Source organism: Peptoniphilus sp. BV3AC2 (genome assembly GCF_000478945.1).
GTDB lineage: Bacteria > Bacillota > Clostridia > Tissierellales > Peptoniphilaceae > Peptoniphilus_B > Peptoniphilus_B duerdenii.
On the sequence record NZ_AWXD01000008.1, the window covers coordinates 172,508 to 190,432 of the forward strand.

The 17,925-nt window shown below is 36.0% G+C and carries 17 protein-coding genes; all 17 read right to left on the minus strand.

Annotation, left to right across the window (positions count from 1 at the left end):
* Positions 1-4: 4 nt before the first annotated feature.
* The gene (locus HMPREF1252_RS02660) at positions 5-1,057 is read right to left on the minus strand and encodes an S-methyl-5-thioribose-1-phosphate isomerase (protein WP_023059398.1); all 1,053 of its coding nucleotides are present in this window, start codon (positions 1,055-1,057) and stop codon (positions 5-7) included.
* A gap of 7 nt (positions 1,058-1,064) precedes the next feature.
* Positions 1,065-1,961 (minus strand): ABC transporter permease, encoded by an 897-nt coding sequence (locus HMPREF1252_RS02665; protein ID WP_008901613.1) that lies wholly within the window; start codon positions 1,959-1,961, stop codon positions 1,065-1,067.
* Positions 1,961-3,058 carry an ABC transporter permease gene (locus HMPREF1252_RS02670; RefSeq protein WP_023059307.1) on the minus strand — a complete coding sequence of 366 codons (1,098 nt, stop codon included), beginning with the start codon at positions 3,056-3,058 and terminating at the stop codon, positions 1,961-1,963. Before HMPREF1252_RS02670 ends, HMPREF1252_RS02665 begins: the two co-directional genes overlap by 1 nt.
* The gene (locus HMPREF1252_RS02675; RefSeq protein WP_023059361.1) at positions 3,045-4,553 is read right to left on the minus strand and encodes an ABC transporter ATP-binding protein; all 1,509 of its coding nucleotides are present in this window, start codon (positions 4,551-4,553) and stop codon (positions 3,045-3,047) included. Before HMPREF1252_RS02675 ends, HMPREF1252_RS02670 begins: the two co-directional genes overlap by 14 nt.
* A gap of 51 nt (positions 4,554-4,604) precedes the next feature.
* On the minus strand, positions 4,605-5,669 hold the full coding sequence (locus HMPREF1252_RS02680) for a BMP family ABC transporter substrate-binding protein (protein WP_023059238.1): 1,065 nt from the start codon (positions 5,667-5,669) through the stop codon (positions 4,605-4,607).
* Positions 5,670-5,682: 13 nt separating this feature from the next.
* Positions 5,683-6,510 carry a purine-nucleoside phosphorylase gene (locus tag HMPREF1252_RS02685; RefSeq protein WP_023059265.1) on the minus strand — a complete coding sequence of 276 codons (828 nt, stop codon included), beginning with the start codon at positions 6,508-6,510 and terminating at the stop codon, positions 5,683-5,685.
* Between the two features lie 203 nt (positions 6,511-6,713).
* Positions 6,714-7,322, minus strand: coding sequence for a cyclodeaminase/cyclohydrolase family protein (locus HMPREF1252_RS02690; RefSeq protein ID WP_023059139.1), 609 nt, complete (start codon positions 7,320-7,322; stop codon positions 6,714-6,716).
* Complete coding sequence (locus HMPREF1252_RS02695; RefSeq protein ID WP_023059323.1) at positions 7,322-8,983, minus strand: formate--tetrahydrofolate ligase; 1,662 nt, start codon at positions 8,981-8,983, stop codon at positions 7,322-7,324. Before HMPREF1252_RS02695 ends, HMPREF1252_RS02690 begins: the two co-directional genes overlap by 1 nt.
* A 145-nt stretch (positions 8,984-9,128) precedes the next feature.
* Positions 9,129-9,881, minus strand: coding sequence for a DUF6612 family protein (locus HMPREF1252_RS02700; RefSeq protein ID WP_023059269.1), 753 nt, complete (start codon positions 9,879-9,881; stop codon positions 9,129-9,131).
* Positions 9,882-9,982: 101 nt separating this feature from the next.
* A complete protein-coding gene (locus HMPREF1252_RS02705) occupies positions 9,983-11,437 on the minus strand; it encodes a TrkH family potassium uptake protein (protein WP_023059198.1) in 1,455 nt (484 codons plus the stop codon).
* Entirely contained in the window at positions 11,427-12,827 is a 1,401-nt protein-coding gene (trkA, locus tag HMPREF1252_RS02710) for a Trk system potassium transporter TrkA (protein WP_023059192.1), read from the minus strand. Before trkA ends, HMPREF1252_RS02705 begins: the two co-directional genes overlap by 11 nt.
* Positions 12,828-13,090: 263 nt before the next feature.
* Entirely contained in the window at positions 13,091-13,684 is a 594-nt protein-coding gene (gene rbr, locus HMPREF1252_RS02715; protein WP_008901603.1) for a rubrerythrin, read from the minus strand.
* A gap of 111 nt (positions 13,685-13,795) precedes the next feature.
* Positions 13,796-14,797 (minus strand): flotillin-like protein FloA, encoded by a 1,002-nt coding sequence (gene floA / locus HMPREF1252_RS02720; protein ID WP_023059373.1) that lies wholly within the window; start codon positions 14,795-14,797, stop codon positions 13,796-13,798.
* 3 nt (positions 14,798-14,800) lie between these two features.
* On the minus strand, positions 14,801-16,045 hold the full coding sequence (locus HMPREF1252_RS02725) for a nodulation protein NfeD (RefSeq protein ID WP_023059324.1): 1,245 nt from the start codon (positions 16,043-16,045) through the stop codon (positions 14,801-14,803).
* Between the two features lie 40 nt (positions 16,046-16,085).
* Entirely contained in the window at positions 16,086-16,529 is a 444-nt protein-coding gene (locus HMPREF1252_RS02730; RefSeq protein ID WP_023059347.1) for a GatB/YqeY domain-containing protein, read from the minus strand.
* A 12-nt stretch (positions 16,530-16,541) separates the two neighbouring features.
* Positions 16,542-16,724, minus strand: coding sequence for a 30S ribosomal protein S21 (gene rpsU, locus HMPREF1252_RS02735; protein ID WP_008901599.1), 183 nt, complete (start codon positions 16,722-16,724; stop codon positions 16,542-16,544).
* 86 nt (positions 16,725-16,810) lie between these two features.
* The gene (gene pta / locus HMPREF1252_RS02740) at positions 16,811-17,779 is read right to left on the minus strand and encodes a phosphate acetyltransferase (protein WP_023059340.1); all 969 of its coding nucleotides are present in this window, start codon (positions 17,777-17,779) and stop codon (positions 16,811-16,813) included.
* Positions 17,780-17,925 lie beyond the last annotated feature (146 nt).

Consider the following 17,925-nt stretch of genomic DNA (forward strand, 5'->3'; position numbering starts at 1 on the left):
ACCTCTAATAAAATTTCCCGTCGCTATCTTTGAAATAATTTTTAAGTTCTTTCGGACTAAAGATTCCCTTGTCTGTTACCACTCCCTTTACAAGTTCAAATGGAGTTTTATCAAAGGATGGGTAGTAACCTTTCACACCTTTTTGAGTCTGTTTTACTCCTCCAAGTAGCAGTGATTCCTCTGGGTTTCTCATTTCAATCTTCACATCGTCAAGAGTCTTCTTTCCTAAATCTGGAATTCCTGTAACATAGTATGGAACGCCAAAGTGTTTACAAAGTAGAGCAATCTGTAATGTGCCCACCTTGTTTACCACAGATCCGTCTTCTGTAATTGTATCTGCTGCAGAACTAAATACGTCCACCATATTCTTGGAAAGTATCTCTCCAATCATATTGTCTGTTACCACGGTGGTGTCGAATCCTTCTTCTGCAAAACATGATGCGGTGAGTCTCGCTCCTTGAAGGAATGGTCTAGTCTCTGGACAGATTACTTTGAACATTTTATTTTCTCTCTTTGCAGCTCTTATAACTGTTCCGATTATGGTTTCTCCGTAGCATTGGGTTAAGAGTGTTCCGCCTTCCGGAATAAGTTCTAGAAGACTATCTCCCACCTTTTGCATAGTTGTATACCTTCTGTTGAGAGAGTTAACCGTATCTTCTACGATTAATTCTATCGGATCTTCTCCTTTTTCTATTGCATCTTTTGCAATTTCTAAACATCTTGAAGTTATGATTCCATACCTAGATGCGGTGGTTATTCTCGCGTTGCGAAGTGCGTCTTCTGCTTCTTCTAAGAATTTAATTCTTTCGCTCTTTTCTAAATTTCTAGATTCATATGCTGCAAGTGCCATACCCATACCCACTGCAGTATATGGTCCTGCACTTTGAGTTACGAGATTTTGAATGGCAAGGACCACTTCTTTATAGGTCTTGCAATTTACAAATTTTACTTCTCTTGGATACACTCTTCTGTCCAAGATTCTAACCTGACCATCTTCATACCAGGCTACATTTTCATATCTAAGTAGGAATGGCATTCCCTTATCTTCTCTAATCATATTTCTCCTATTTCGCTTTCTTTCTCATTCTATTTCCAAATATTGCAAGGGCGATTATGGTTGCCGTATATGGTATTGCCATGGTTAGTTGACTTGGTACCACGTTTTGTATTGCAACTCCAAAGGCTTGACATGCTCCAAAGAAGAGGCTTGATATTATACAAAATATCGGATGATTTCTCGCCATTGATGCAGCTGCCATTGCAATGAATCCTCTACCTGCAGTCATGTTTTCTGTAAAAAGTGTAACTTGACCTAGACTTAGTGCAACTCCTCCAAGTCCACAGAGAGCTCCGGAGATTATTACAGTAATCATCTGAGTTCTAAGTGAATTGATACCGAGAGAGTTGGCTGCATTTATGTTTATTCCAACTGATAGGGTTCTAAATCCTCTAACGGTTTTGTAAAGGAAAACATATATTAAAAATGCAGTGAAGTAAGATAGATAATCCAAAATTGTTAAATTTTCAAAAACTCTTCCTACAAAAGGAATATCTTTTATAATTGGTAGATTAATCTTTGTTAGTGAAATTAATTCTGGAGAGGAGAAACTTCCCTTTACTCCCAAAATAATATATAGAAATATTGCAGTAAGTCCACCTACAAGTAGGTTAATAGAAGTACCTATTACCATGTCCGCTGCCTTGTACTTAACTTGTAAAAATGCAACGATTGTGCCGATGATACTTCCTGCAAGCATCCCTGCAAGAATTGAAAGGATGACACTATGGAAGAAGTAATTTACAACTATGGCTACAAATGATGCGATGAGCATCTGACCTTCTAAGGCGATGTTAAATACTCCAACCTTTGAGCAGATTCCAGAGCCTAGTGCTGCAAATAGTACAGGCGTTGCAGATCTTAAGGTTGAGTTGATTATACTTGCCAAATAATTCATATCCATTACTTATCATCTCCTTCCGCTATTTCTTCTACATTTGATTTTATTTTTTTTCTCTTAACGATGTGTTTGTAAGTTATCTTAACTGAAACGAATAATGTTATTGCAGATTGGATAATCGTTGATAGTTGAAGTGGAATATCTGCAGATCTTTGAATAGCTTGACCTCCAACTTGTAGTCCTGATAAAAATATTGAGGATACAAAGATTCCAACTGGATGTAAATTTGCAATAAGCGCCGCCATAAGTCCGGTCCATGCGTAGGAAGTAGAAGTAAACATTCCGCTCATGTATCTATATTTAACTCCAAATATTTCACAGATTCCTGCAAGTGCAGCTATTGCACCCGATAATCCCATGGTTATAAGCATGACCTTTTTTTCGTTTACTCCGCCGTACTTGGCAAAATTCTTGTTAAATCCTGTCATCTTTGATTCGTATCCAAAGGTGGTCTTGTTGGATATAAATATTAAAAATATCATACATAGAACAGCAATTATAAATCCTATGTTGAATGTAGAAGTTTTAAAAAATCTTAAAAATTTAAGTCCATCTCCTATGGCTTCCGTTTGAATTGAAAATCCATCTCCAGAGGTTGCCCTTAGTGGAAATGTTACAAAGTAGGATACCACATTATCAGCGATGTAGTTCATCATTAGCGTACAAATGACGATGGTCACATTAAACTTCATATTTAAAACTGCTGCAATGGTTGCGTATAGGGCTCCTGCGATTAGTCCCACAATTATTGCAAGGACTAATACAAGTTTAGGTGGTCCCGGCACAAGAAGTGCCACAACTAACGCAGAGAATCCTCCCACTATCATCTGTCCTTCCACACCGATATTTATATATCCTGCCCTCCATGCCATCGCCGTTGCAAATGCACAGATTGCGATAGGAGTTGCCCTGGTTAATGTCTGTAAAAAATAATATGAAGAGAAAAATGATTTGTTAAACATCTCTTGATAAACCTGTGCAGGATCTGCACCAGATATTAAAATTACGATGGTTCCTACTAAAAGTCCAAAGAGCACTGCAATTGCAGTCTGCCCAAGGGAAGCTATCATTGCTCTTCTTTTGTAATTAATTTTTTTCAACAATCTTTCCTCCCATCATAAGTAGACCGATCTTTTCAGAGTCTGCTTCTTCTCTCGTAAATTCTCCATTGAATCTGCCGTCATAAATTGTGTAGATTCTATCTGAAAGTTTAAGTATTTCTGTAAGTTCAGAAGAAATAAGTAAAATGGCGTCGCCCTTTTCTCTCTTCTCTAAAAGTTTGTTGTGAATCTCTTCCATGGCTCCTATGTCCACTCCTCTAGTCGGTTCGGCTGCAATTAAAAATTTTGAATTCTGTTCCAGTTCCCTTCCGACGATTAACTTTTGTATGTTTCCTCCTGAAAGTTGTCCTGCCTTTTGATCTAGAGATCCATATCTAATATCATATTTTTTTAGCACCTCTAGGGTGAATTTATCGATTTCTTTGCCCTTTAAGATTCCTTTATTAGAAAGTCTTTCCTTGTTGTGGTGGTGCATAATCGTAGTTTCTCTTAGGTCAGCTTCCTTCGCACAGCCCCAAAGATATCTGTCCTCTGGCACCACTGCAAGTCCGGCATCTCTTATCTCTTCCACAGATCTATTTTGAACTTCTTTTCCTTCGATAGAAATTTTTCCAGAATCTACATTTTGAAGTCCCGTTAAAACTTCTATGATTTCAGATTGACCATTGCCTGATACTCCTGCAATGCCTACGATTTCTCCGCCATAAATCTTCATAGAGAGATCCTTTAAAAGTTCCTCTCCATTGTTGGTTAAATTTACATTTTCTACATTTAAAACCACATGGTCCTTATCGGTATCACAGATGGTATTTTCAGTAAGTTTTTTTCCAACCATTAGGTAAGAAATTTCTTCAATGGAAGTATCTTCTTTGTTAAAGGTAGCTATGTGTTTACCCTTCTTCATGATGAATATTCTATCGGAAACAGCCATAACTTCATTTAGTTTGTGAGTTATAAGTATGATGCTCTTGCCAACTTTTGAAAGCTCTTTTATAGTTATCAAAAGTTCGTCAACTTCTTGTGGAGTTAAAACAGCAGAAGGTTCGTCGAAGATTATTATCTCTGCGTTTTGGTATAGCACCTTTAAGATTTCTATTCTCTGTTGAATCCCAACTGGGCAGTCTTCCACTTTTTGATCTGGATTTATCTTAAGTCCATACTTTTTAGATAGTTCTACTACATCTTCTCTCGCCTTTTGCCTATCAAAAAACATTCCCTTTTTAGGTTCTTCTCCAAAAACTATATTTTCAAAAACTTTAAATGGATTAAATAGCATAAAATGTTGTTGAACCATTCCAATTCCGTGTTTGATTGCATCCCTTGGGCTCTTTATATTTACTTCTTCGCCTCTAATCAAGATTTGACCGCTGTCCTTTGATTCTATTCCATAGAGGATTTTCATAATTGTGGATTTACCGGCGCCATTTTCGCCGACGATGGACAGGATCTCTCCTTCATTTAGATTAAGACTTATATCGTCATTAGCAAGCACATTGTCATATGACTTGCTGATGTTTTTCATTTCAAGTAACATATTTCTCCTTTATAAAAAAATGTTGAAGGCATAGCCTCCAACATTTAAATTTTACTTATAATCTTCTTCTTTTGGCAATGTTTTAAGGTCTAACTCTCCTGATTTAATTTTTTCTGCTGCTTCTTTTAACTTTGCAATATCTTCATCAGTAAGTCTGTCACTTCTTGGGTTTTTACTTTCGTGAGTTACATAAACTGCACCGATAGTTCCTTCTTCAAGTCCCCATTCTTCGTTGTCAGATTTCCAGTTATCACCTTGTTCCATAAATTGTTTTACTAAGTATTTAACAGTTGCGTAAGAGTCTTTGATTTGAGATGAAACGATGTACTTGTTGTCTGGATTTGTTAAGTCGATGTCTTGTCCAGAAGTGTAGAATCCTTTTTCAAGGGCTGCTTCGAATACACCTTTGTCTCCACCAGCTGCTGCTGCGTTTATGAATCTTGCGCCTTGTTCATATTGTTGGATTGCAAATTCTTTTGCCTTTGCAGGTTCATTGAATGATCCTGTGTAGTTGAATACGAATTTTGAATCAGGTTTGATTGATTTTGCACCTTCCATAAATCCGTATCTCCATTTCCAAGATCCAACTCCTTGGTTAACGTGTACTCCACCGAAGAATTGTTCATCAGGTTCTGTTACCATTGCAGCGATCATACCGATTAGGTAAGCACCTTCTTGTTCTCTAAATGAAATACATTTTACATTTTCAGCTTCAACTTCTGAGTCGATAAGAGCATATTTAGCTCCGTCAGGGAATTCTGAAGCGATTTTGTTTATAGCTTCTCCTGATGGCCAACCTCCACCGATGATAAGGTCAACTTTTTCTTCAACTAGAGCTCTTGTGTTTTCTTCAAAAGCTGCTGCGTCAGCACATTCAACTACGATTGGTTCGAATCCTAGTTCTTCAGCTGCATCTTTTAGACCAGCGATCATGTTAAGTACGAATACTTGAGTTCCTGCAGGGTCAGTTACCAAAGCTATCTTCTTCTTAGCTTCTCCTGATTCTGCCTTTCCTGCATTTGCATTTGCCTTTTCATTACCAGTCTTGTTTCCACAAGCTGTAATGGTTGTAGCTAGCATAAGTACAGCTAACAGTAGTGCGATTTTTCTCTTCATAAAATCCTCCATTTTACATTTGTTTTAATATATTTTTCAACAAAACCCTGAATTTCTTTTCAGATCTTTCAGCAGTTTCGTCTACTTCCTCAGTTGTTAGTGGAACATCTAGTATTCCGGCTGCCATATTGCTCATAAGCGAAAGCCCTAGCACCTTCATGCCACAATGGGCAGCTACTATTGCTTCCGTAACGGTGGACATGCCTACCGCATCTCCTCCCAATGCTCTTATGGCTCTTATCTCTGCAGGAGTTTCAAACTGTGGTCCCGGCATGTAGAAGTAAACTCCTTCTTTTATATCTATTTCGGAAATCTTAGCAGCTTCTTTTGCTACTTCAATATATTCTTTGTCGTAGGTATTTGACATATCGAAAAATCTCGGACCAAACTCAGGTATATTTTTTCCTCTTACAGGGCTTGCACCGTTTAATTTTATTTGGTCTTTTATAATCATAATATCTCCTGCAACGAAGCTTTCGTTTACTGCTCCCGCTGCATTGGTAAGGATCACCATCTTACATCCAAGTAGGTGCATAACCCTCATAGGTATCGTAAGTTCTTCGAAGTCATACCCTTCGTAGTAGTGAAATCTCCCGGACATGCACACGACTTTCTTGCCACTTAAATCACCTAGGATAAGTTTGCCTGCGTGGGAATCCACAGTCGCATCAAGGAAGTTAGGTATGTCCTTGTAATCTATTATGATTTTATTTTCTATTTCTTCTGATAAATTTCCAAGACAAGATCCCAAGACAATAGCTATCTCAGGTACGAAATCTATTTTAGAAAGTATGTAGTCTGCACTTTTTTTATAAAACTCAAAGTCTAGCTTGCTATTCAAATTAATCCCCCAAATTTTATTTAAATTTTTTACTAGTATTTCTTTTCAATTTTGGTTCGTAGTAAGTTTTAATACTAGTGTAAAATATGTGTAACACTAATGTAATTATATCATTTAGATTTCACTACTTCAACAGATTACACCAAATCCAATGACATTTTCTTATAGTAAAAAAATAAAAAACCGGAGATAACTCCGGCAATTTAAATAAGTTCGTCGAGGCTTGCTCTAAGTCCTCGCATCATCTTTAAATATTTTTTTATTTCAACTTGCATCTTAGCTACATACTCTTCATCTCTTATGGATTTAATATTTTGTCCCATGTTTTCTATTGAACCAAATATTGCAATCTCAACTTGCTTTAGTCCAACTAGCACATCTCCTATGGCAGTTTGATTTCCAATTTCGTAAAGTCTCATGCCTATTGGAATAAGTCTTGCGATGGTTTTAAGCGCTTGGTGTGGCGTGTCTGTAGCTAGTTTATATCCTCTTTCTATTACTTCGCTTCGGGCTCTTTTTTCTTCTTCTGTAGATTTTTTCATCTTAAATCCCTTGGCAACTTCTGTAAAAGCTTCTGCATCTTTTTGAGGTGCATCCATTAGGATTTCTTTTATCTCCAAGAGTTCGTCCCTGATCTTTATAGCTTCGTCTCTTACTTCTAAATAGTTTTTATTTTCTATAGTTAGATTTACCACCATAAGTAGAAGTGATGCCCCTAGTATGGCATTTACTCCCACCACTGCTCCTCCGCCTGGAGCAGGGCTATTTGAGGATAGATCTTCTATAAAATCTGTAAAATCTCTATTGAGCATTAGAACAGTCCCACTATATTTCCGTCGCTGTCGATGTCCATCTTAAGTGCTGCTGGTACTTTTGCAAGACCTGGCATGGTCATAATATCTCCTGTAAGTGCTACAACAAATCCTGCTCCGTTAGATAGATTTAAATCTCTTACGGTTATTTCAAAATCTTCTGGAGCATTTAGTGCCTTTGGATTGTCTGAGAAGGAGTATTGGGTCTTGGCGATACATACTGGTAGATTAGTAAATCCATGTTCCTTCATGTATTTTAGCTTTCTCTTAGCTTCCGCTGTGAAGTTAACGCCCTTTGCTCTGTAGATTTCCTTTGCAATTTTTTCTATCTTTTCTTCGATTGAAAGTTCAAGAGGGTAGATAGGTTTGAAATCAGATTTGTTATTTTCAATGGTTTCCACAACTACCTTTGCAAGGTCTTTAGTGCCTTCGCTTCCCTTTTCAAATCCTCTACATTCAGTAGCTTCTACTCCCACTTCTCTAACCATTTCTTTTAGAAGTTCGATTTCTTTTTCTGTGTCGTCTTTAAATACATTTATCGCAACTGTTACAGGTACACCGAACTTTTGCATATTTTCTATATGTCTTTTCGCATTTGCAAAGCCTTCTCTTAATGCTTCAAGATTTTCTTCTGAAAGGTGATCTTTTTCAACTCCACCGTGCATCTTAAGCGCTCTTATAGTTACGACTACCACCGTTAAATCTGGTTTAAGCCCTGAAAGTCTCATCTTGATGTCCATGAATTTTTCTGCGCCGAGGTCAGAACCGAATCCAGCTTCTGTAACTACATAGTCTCCGATAGAAAGAGCCATCTTTGTAGCAAGTACTGAGTTACATCCATGGGCGATATTTGCAAATGGTCCGCCGTGGATGATTGCAGGATTATTTTCAAGAGTTTGCACAAGGTTTGGTTTGATTGCGTCCTTTAGGACTACAGCCATGGCACCTTCTGCGCCTAAATCTCTAACGTAGAGAGGTTCTTTGTCCATATTATCTGCAAATACAATATTTCCAAGTCTTTCTTTTAAATCCATTAGAGAATTTGCTAGGCATAGTGCAGCCATAACTTCTGATGCAACTGTGATCATGAAGTGATCTTCTCTCGGATAGCCCATATTTCTTCCGCCTAAGCCCACTACAATATTTCTAAGGGCTCTGTCGTTTATGTCCATTACCCTTCTAACTTTTACTTCTCTCTCGTCAATCCTAAGTTCGTTGCCCTTTTCGATATGGTTGTCGATAAGAGCCATAAGTAAATTGTTTGCAGTGGTAATTGCGTGTAAATCTCCAGTGAAGTGAAGATTTATATCTTCCATTGGAATTACTTGTGCATATCCACCGCCGCAAGCTCCGCCTTTGATTCCAAAAACTGGTCCTAACGATGGTTCACGAAGTGCAGCCACTGTAAATTTGCCGATTCTATTTAGTCCATCTGTAAGTCCTATGGTTACAGTTGACTTTCCTTCTCCTGCTGGGGTTGGAGTAATCGCCGTTACCAATATAAGTTTGGAATTTTCTTTTTCTTTAATCGCCTTCGGGTCTATCTTCGCCTTGTACTTTCCATACGCTTCCACATAATTCATATCTACACCGAGTTTTTTCGCAATTTCTTCTATTGGTAAGATATGTGCTTCCTTCGAAATCTCAAAATCTGTTTTCATTTGCCCCTCCTTACTTAAATTATAGTAGACTTGTAGTATATCTTCAAGAAATGAAAACTTTAAAAGTGCACTATTTATTTAAAATAAATTTTTTATTATTTAATTTTTTGCAAACAAAAACCGGAGTATTGTTTCTCCGGTTATATTATAAATTTTTAATTTCTTCTGGTAATTCTATCTCTTTTAGTTCATTTACCTTTTCGTAGCTTCCGCTTTCTCTTATGGTTTTGGCCTTTCCATTTTCATCTGTGAATTTTAATTCCCATTCAAATGACTTTGGATAGTTGGTCTCTCTATCGAATATGAATTTAGCTTCTATGGATTCTAGTTCCTTGTAGAATGGAGCGTCTTTGTCTTCAAAAATAATATTTTTAATCTCGTCTATATTTTGAGGAGTGGATTTTAAATCTGCCACTATATCCTTATCCGTTTCACTCATTACATAGTACTGTTTAAGTGGTTTTAAAATTGAATCTTCATTTATATTATTTTTTGAAACAAAGGTAGCTTTTCCTTCTCCATCGAAGTTTTCTTTTGTCCATTGACCGTCTTCATTTTTTCGATACCTAAATCCATCTGTGACATACTCTTCAAACTCTAGCTTCTTATCTCCATCTACGCTAGTGCCTGTTGAGTGGTAGGTCATTGGATTTTTTATTATTTCCAAAGTTCCATTAGATGTGTATTCATCGCCATCTTTTTCTGATTTCGAAGTTATCTCTGAGTTTAAGATATAACTATTTAAATCTTTTTCTTCTACAATTTCATTAAACGCTTTTTCTTTGTCAAAATCTTTCGTCTCTTTTTTAGCATCATTTGTCTTGGAACATCCAGTAGTGATGATGGCTAAGATCAAAACTAATAAAAATGATTTTAAACCTATCTTTTTACTCTTCATATTCCACCATTCTTTCTTATATTCAACAACTACCTATTTATATTTTACCCCTTTAATGTTTTTTTCAATGAATCAAGATTTTTCTGAACGCGTTTTTTTATTTATAATTTAATGATGTCTTTCCTATGTCTACTTCTTGTAAATAGTGCCAAAATTGTGAAGAATTCAAGTCTTCCTAGTAACATAAGTCCACTGAAATATATTTTGAAAAAGTCGCTATAAAACGCAAAATTTTTCGTCGGGCCTATTTTTCCAAATCCTGGCCCTACATTTGAAAGTGTAGTTGCAACTGAAGAAAATCCCGTTATTAAATCTACTCCAGAAAGTGTTACGATTCCAGTGGATACTAACGCTATTACAAAATAAGTTCCAAGATAGGCATTTATTCCAAGCACAACTTCGTCAGATAGAACTTTCCCGTCTGTTATAACTGGGATGACCGCCTTTGGATGGGTCGCCTTTTTCATTTCTCTCTTTATTAATTTTAATAGAATAGAGATTCTTGTCACCTTGATTCCGCCGCCTGTTGAACCTGCGCATCCTCCAAATATCATAAGTATTAGCAAGATAAATTTAGAAAAACTTGGCCAAATATCATAGTCTGCATTTGCAAATCCAGATGTGGAGGATATGGATGTTACTTGAAAGGCTGAGTCTCTAAAAGCTAAAAGTAGTGACGGATAACCTTTTGAAAATAAATCTATGGTGATAAGTGTAATGGCACCTAAGGTAATTATAATCCAAAGCTTTAGTTCGTCATTTTGCAAAATTTCTTTATATTTTTTCCTCGTTATAAGTGCGTAAATTGTAAAGTTTGTTGCACTTAAAAACATAAATAGAGAAAGGATGAAGTGCACGGCATTTCCTGGATAGGACATAAAGGAATCGTTATAAGATGAGAATCCTCCTGTTCCAAGCACACCAAAGGTGTGGATCAATGAATCGAAAACTGGCATACCTGCAATCTTTAAGCAAATAAAAAGTGCTGCAGATAAAATAATATATATGATGTAGAGTCTCTTTGATGATTGAGAAATGGTGGACTCGATCTTTCCTGCAACTGGTCCAGGAGATTCCGCCTTAAAAATTTGAAATCCACCGACTCCAAGTTTTGGAAGTAGTCCAACTGTAAATACAAGTATTCCCATACCGCCAATCCAGTGGGTTATAGATCTCCAAAAGATTACAGATCTTGGATATGATTCTATTCCAGATATAACCGTCGCACCTGTGGTAGTAAATCCTGATACAATTTCAAAAAATGAATCGATGTAGGTCATATGTGCAGATATAAAAAGTGGAATTGCTCCTACAAGGGAAACGAGTATCCACGAAGCGGTTACGATTAAAATTCCATCTCTAGGTGAAAGAGACTTCTTCTTTGTATTTAGATTAATTAAAATTAATCCCAAGACCAAAGAAATTGCCATTGGGATTATAAAACCATTATAACTTCCATCTCTATCCACCAAACTAAGTAGAAGAGATGGTGCCATAAATGCCGTCTCTATTATTAAAATATAGCCAAGTATCTTTGAAATAAGTTTATAATTCATCTGCTAATCCTCTATTCATCAAAGAATTGATTGCATCCTTTATCTTTCCTTCGGAAGAAAAAATCTTTTGCATCTTATGTGCAACTTGGTGCATAGCAAATAAAACTATTCTGTCTCCTGATTCCAATACAGTCTTACCATTTGGAACTATCATCTCGTTATTTCTTATAACTGCGATGATAAGCACACCATCAGGAAGGTTCAATTCTTCAAGAGCTTTGCCACAGACCAATTGTCTTTCTTTTATGATAAGTTCAATACATTCCACCTGTCCATTTAGTAGTAGGTGAAGTGAAAGGGAGTTCTTGCCCCTTATTTCTCTCAAAATTTCCGCTGCAGTGATATAAGAAGTATTAAACACTGCATCTATATCGAGTTTATCCAAGACCTTGTCGTAGTTAGTTCTTGAAATCTTAGCAACGGATTTATAAATTCCAGTCTGTTTCGCCACAAGACTCATAAGTAAGTTTGCCTCATCAATACCGGTTGCAGCTACAAATGAATCGTAGGTGTGAACCATTTCTTCTTCTAGGATTGCAATGTCTGTACCGTCTCCGTTTATAACTTCTGCATCAGGAACCATTTCCTTTAACTCAAAACATCTCTCCCTATTTAGTTCAACTATGGTAACATCTATATTTTCATTTAAAAGAAGCATGGCAAGGTATAGACCAGTCTTTCCACCGCCAAGAATCATGGTACTTCTAAGGGATTTTGTCTTCTTAACTCCTGTGTGTTCTTTGTCAAAGATCTCTATATTTTCAGATTTTCCTGCCAAGATTATTACGTCATTTTCTTCAAGCACAGTACGACCATTCGGAATGATTGCGTCTCCACTTCTTGAAATTGCAGAAATCAAAAGATCATTTATATTTTCAATATCCATAATTCTTTTGCCGATGAAGTTTGGATCAGTACCAATATTAAATTCAACTAGGGATACTTTCCCACCTGCAAATTCGCTGGAATAAAGTTGGTATCTCTTCATGAGGTACTTAACTATGGACCTTGCAGTGGCAAAATCTGGATTGATAATTTTATCTATTTCAAGTTCTTTAGAAATAAATCCAAGATGCTTTATATATTCTGGATCTCTTACCCTTGCAATGGCATATTTTGCACCGAGTTTTTTGGAAATTGTACATAGTATTACATTTGCCTCATCATTTGTAGTAGTGGCAAGTACATAGTCAAATTTAGAAATATCAAGTTCTTCGAGCACACCAAAATCAAGCGCATTTGCACAGATGCTAAGTACGTCTAGAGAATTTTGAATATTCTTAATTACAGCTTCATCATTATCAACTACGGTTACTTCATAATTTTCATCTATAAGTGCAGCTGCAAGTCTATAACCGAGTTTTCCAGCACCTACAACTAAAGCTTTCATATTTCCTCCTAAAAGTTTGCGTAATTATTTCAAAATAAAAATTTATATCATTAAATAAAACAGGCTAATCGCCTGTCTAGTAATTTTATTTTAGTCACAATCATTATAACACTACTGTATTCTTAATAAAAGGAAAATACTACTTTCGCCTAAGAATGCTATTTTTTATACCATTTTAAAATTAAATTAAGTAAAAAAATAAAGACTCCCCTATGGAAGTCTCTATAATTTTTAAATAATTTGTTGTTCTTAATTAAATTAAATTATTTAATTTCTGAGTATACTTCGAAGAATCCTTGTGGATGTAGACATGCTGGACATACTTCTGGAGCTTCTTTGCCTTCATGAATATATCCGCAGTTTAGGCAGTGCCATAGAACTACTTCGTCTTTTTTAAATACTTTGTCTTCTTCGATGTTTTTGATAAGAGCTCTGTATCTCTTATCATGAGCTTCTTCTACTTCACCGATTTCTGTGAATGCAACAGCTATTTCGTCGAACCCTTCTTCTTTTGCAATCTTTGCAAATTCTGGATACATTTCTGTATGTTCAAATTCTTCTCCTGCTGCAGCTGCCTTTAAGTTAGAAAGTGTTCCTTTCTTTTCATCTAGATGAACTGGGAAGCTTTGTACAACTTCGATTTCTTCGTCAAAGAAATCCTTTTGTAAGAATCTGTAGAATCTCTTTGCGTGTTGTTCTTCGTTTCTTGCAGTTTCTTCAAAAATATCTCTGATTTGAATATATTTTTCTTTGTCTGCTACCTTTGCGTAATATTTATATCTCATGGTTGCTTGTGATTCACCAGCGAATGACATCATAAGATTTTTAGCTGTTTTTGTTCCTTTTAATGATTTCATAATAACCTCCTAAAAATTTATACCTTTCTCTTTTATTATACCCAAACCCGAAAAATATAACAGGCGTCTAATTGATAATCGTGTTATCTTTTTAAACGCCTGTCTATTTTTTTAATTTTCTTTTTTGAGATTTTTATTTTCTTTTGGTTTTGCAATTGCCTTTCTCATATCTGTATCAGATTCTATATTTTGCATTTTATAGTAATCCATTACACCTAAGTTGCCTTCTTTAAATGCTTCTGCAATTGCTAGTGGTACTTGAGATTCAGCTTCCACAACCTTCGCTCTCATGGCTTCAACTTCCGCTTTCATTTCTTGTTCACGGGCAAGTGCCATTGCGCGTCTTTCGGATGCTTTTGCTTCTGCGATTCTCTTGTCAGCTTCTGCTTGATCTGTTTGAAGTCTAGCACCTATGTTTCTAGCTACGTCTACATCTGCGATGTCAATTGATAATATTTCAAATGCTGTTCCTGAATCTAGACCTTTTTCTAGTACTACTCTTGAAATTGAATCTGGATTTTCAAGAACGTTTTTGTAAGACATAGATGAACCTACTGTGGTTACAATTCCTTCTCCTACCCTTGCAATTATAGTTTCTTCTCCAGCTCCTCCCACAAGTCTTTCTATATTTGCTCTTACGGTTACCTTTGCTTTAACTACCACTTCGATACCGTCTTGGGCAACTGCAGATATGTTTGGAGTTTCAATTACCTTTGGATTTACAGATACTTGTACTGCTTCAAGTACATTTCTACCTGCTAGGTCTATGGCTGCTCCTCTTTCAAATTGTAGTGGAATATTTGCTCTTTCTGATGCTATTAAAGCATCTACTAGAGTGTTTACATTTCCTCCTGCTAAGTAATGAGCTTCTAGATTTTCGATTTTTAAATCAAGTCCTGCTTTGGTTGCCTTTATCATAGGAATTACTATTCTTCTAGGGCTTACTCTTCTAAGCTTCATTCCAATTAGTGTTGAAATTCTTATCTTAACACCTGAAAAATATGCTGTAATCCATAAGCCTACTGGTACGAATGAAAAGAATAATATTAGAAATATTATTACTGCTACTACTATTCCTCCACTTAAGATATTAGAAATTATGTTTCCACCCATTTTTTATCTCCTAACTATTACTTTTGATCCGTCGACTTTTGACACGACGATTTTCTCTCCATGTTCTATCATTCCGTCTTCTGAAATTGCTTCGAGTTTTGCCCCTTCTATAAAGATAAATCCTGTAGGTTTTAAAGGTGTGAGGGTATATCCCACATCGCCCACGCTGACATCGGGTCTATCCACTGATAGGTATCCCTTGGTAGAAGTTAGAGAATCGTTTAAAGAAATCTTTTCTAAAAACTCTGACTTCATTCCTCTCTTTATCATTATATTCGTTGCAAATATTCCTACAATCATAGCTGATGCCGTTGGCACGAGTCCTCTTTCAAAACTTCCCATGGCAAGGATTACTCCCGCTACGGAAAGGATGATTCCCATTATGCCGCAGATTCCAAATCCTGGTATCACTGCTTCAATAAGTATAAGTGCAATTCCCACCATAAATAAAAGGGCAACATATACACTCGACTCTGTGATAATTATATTTCCTACAAAAAATACTATAAATAATAGTATTGAAAGGGTCCCAAAGAATCCAAACCCAGGGCTAAATACTTCTATAATCATGGCTACTAGAGCTATGGTCAAGATAGCTGTGCTTACATACCTATTTGAAATAAAATTAAGCAACTTTATCTCTTGTGGTTCTTGGTAATTTTCTACAGAAGAAATTCCTTCAAGTTCCAGTACATTTTTGAAATCATTTACCGAGCCATCAGATATTCCATAGTCAAGGGCATCGTTTGAACTTATGAGAATCTCTGGATTATGTTTAGAAATATTTTTTCCAATAGGTTTCTTAAGCATATCCAGGGCATCTTTGCTGATTCCCTTCTTTTTTTCAACTCTAGATAGAAATTCGTTTAAATTCTTGGAATTATCTTTTAAATTCTTATTTATATTTCCTATTACTGCATGTTTTTGATTTAAATAAATTTTATCACAGCTTAGAGCTATGATGGCAGATTCTGCCTCAGTGGGCTCTTCACAATAGGCAATAGTATTTGAATTTGAATTTAAAATTAAATTTGCTATATCAAATGCTGCCTTGGTGGAACCGCCTTTTGAAGATATTTTAAATACTACATCCTTTTTATTTTCGGATCCGCATTTCAGCGCGCGTTTCGTATTCATGAGTGTAGCTTCATTTATTTCTCCACTTATATCTATAACCACAGCTTCTTTTGCATGGACAGAGATAAACATCATGAGAATAATTATGATTAAATATTTTAGCTTTTTCATAAGATCTCCTTAGAAAAAAAAGCCTTAGGAAATCCTAGGCTTAATTTAAATACTTAGAAGCAATGGAATTTACTTTTTTCCCATCGGCTTTTCCCTTCACCTTTGGCATAACTTCTTTCATAAGTTCACCAATTTGTTTCTTAGATGTGATGGATAGTTTTTCGATGGCTTCTTTAATTATATCTTCTAATTCTTCATCTGTTAATTGCTTTGGTAGGTACTCGAGAATTATCTTTATTTCTTCTTCTGTTTGAGCGACTAAATCATCTCTACCGCCACGTTTAAACTCGTCAATTGAAGATACTCTTTCTTTATATTGTTTGGAAATTATGTCTATAACTTCTTCGTCGGAAAGATCAACTCTCTTGTCGACTTCAATCTGTTTGATGGCAGCGCGCACCATGGTGATGGTGTCCTTTTTTATCTTGTCATGAGATTTCATTGCAGCTTTTAAGTCCTGCATAAGCTTTTCTTTTATTGACATACTGCACCTTCTTTAGTATCTTTTAAATTTCTTTCTACGCGCTTCTTCAGATTTTTTCTTTCTTCTTACGCTTGGTTTTTCGTAATGTTCTCTCTTTCTAACTTCTTTTAGCACTCCATTAGTAGCACATTGTCTCTTAAATCTTTTAAGGGCGTTATCTAGAGATTCATTTTCTCCAACTCTTATTTCTGACATAGTTTCCCTCCTCTCGTAGAAAAGGTTGCCTTTCGGCTTTTCATCGTTTATTATACATTAAATATATAAAAAACTCAAATAATTTTTTATAGATATGCTTGAGCTGCTGTTATGATTACTAAATCTTCTACTTCTTTTTCAACGCATCCACGGGATAGATCGTTAACTGGCTTATTTAAACCTTGTAAAATAGGTCCTACTGCCTTGAATCCACCGAATCTTTGAGCCATTTTGTATCCAATGTTTCCCGCTTCAAGTGATGGGAATATAAATACATTTGCATGGCCTGCTACTTTTGAATCTGGAGCTTTTTTCTTAGCAGTAACTGGATCGAATGCTGCGTCAAATTGTAATTCTCCGTCAATAACTATGGATGGATCTTTTTCTTTTACCATTTCTGTTGCAATTCTAACCTTGTCAACTTGTTCTGCCTTAGCTGAACCTTTAGTTGAGAATGATAGCATAGCAATCTTAGCGTCGATTCCGAATTGTTTTGCAGTTTTATCAGAAAGCTCTGCAACTTCTGCAAGTCCTTCTGAGTCTATATCTATATTTATTGCGCAATCAGCGAATAGATATTTTTCGTTGTCTCTAAGCATTAAGAATGCTCCGGATACTCTCTTGAATCCTTCCTTGGTCTTTATAATTTGAAGAGCTGGTCTTACAGTATCTCCTGTGGTATGCACTGCTCCACTTACCATTCCATCTGCCTTTTCCATGTAGATCATCATAGTTCCGAAATAGTTTGGATTCTTTAGAGTTTCTCTTGCTTCTTCTTCGTTTAATTTACCTTTTCTTCTTTCAACTAAAGAAGCTACCATTTCATCTGTAATAGATTCTTCTGGGTCTATAAAATTAAAAGCGCTTAGGTCGATTCCTAATTCTTTAGCTGTCTTTTCAACTTCTGCTCTCTTACCAAGTACGATTGGTTCAACAATTCCTTCTTTTGCTAGGCTATTAGCTGATCCTAGTACTCTTTCATCTTCTCCTTCAGGTAGGACAATTTTAGCGCCCTTTCCTTTAAGTTGTGATTTTAATTCATCAATAACTGACATATATACCTCCTTGTTCCAATACTATGTTAGAACTACTGAGGGATTCCGTCAAGTTAAAGTATAAATTTTTTACAATTACAATAGATTTTTGTAAACTTCATTTATTTGATTTTGACGAAAAAAACAGTTAATATAGTACTAGGTGA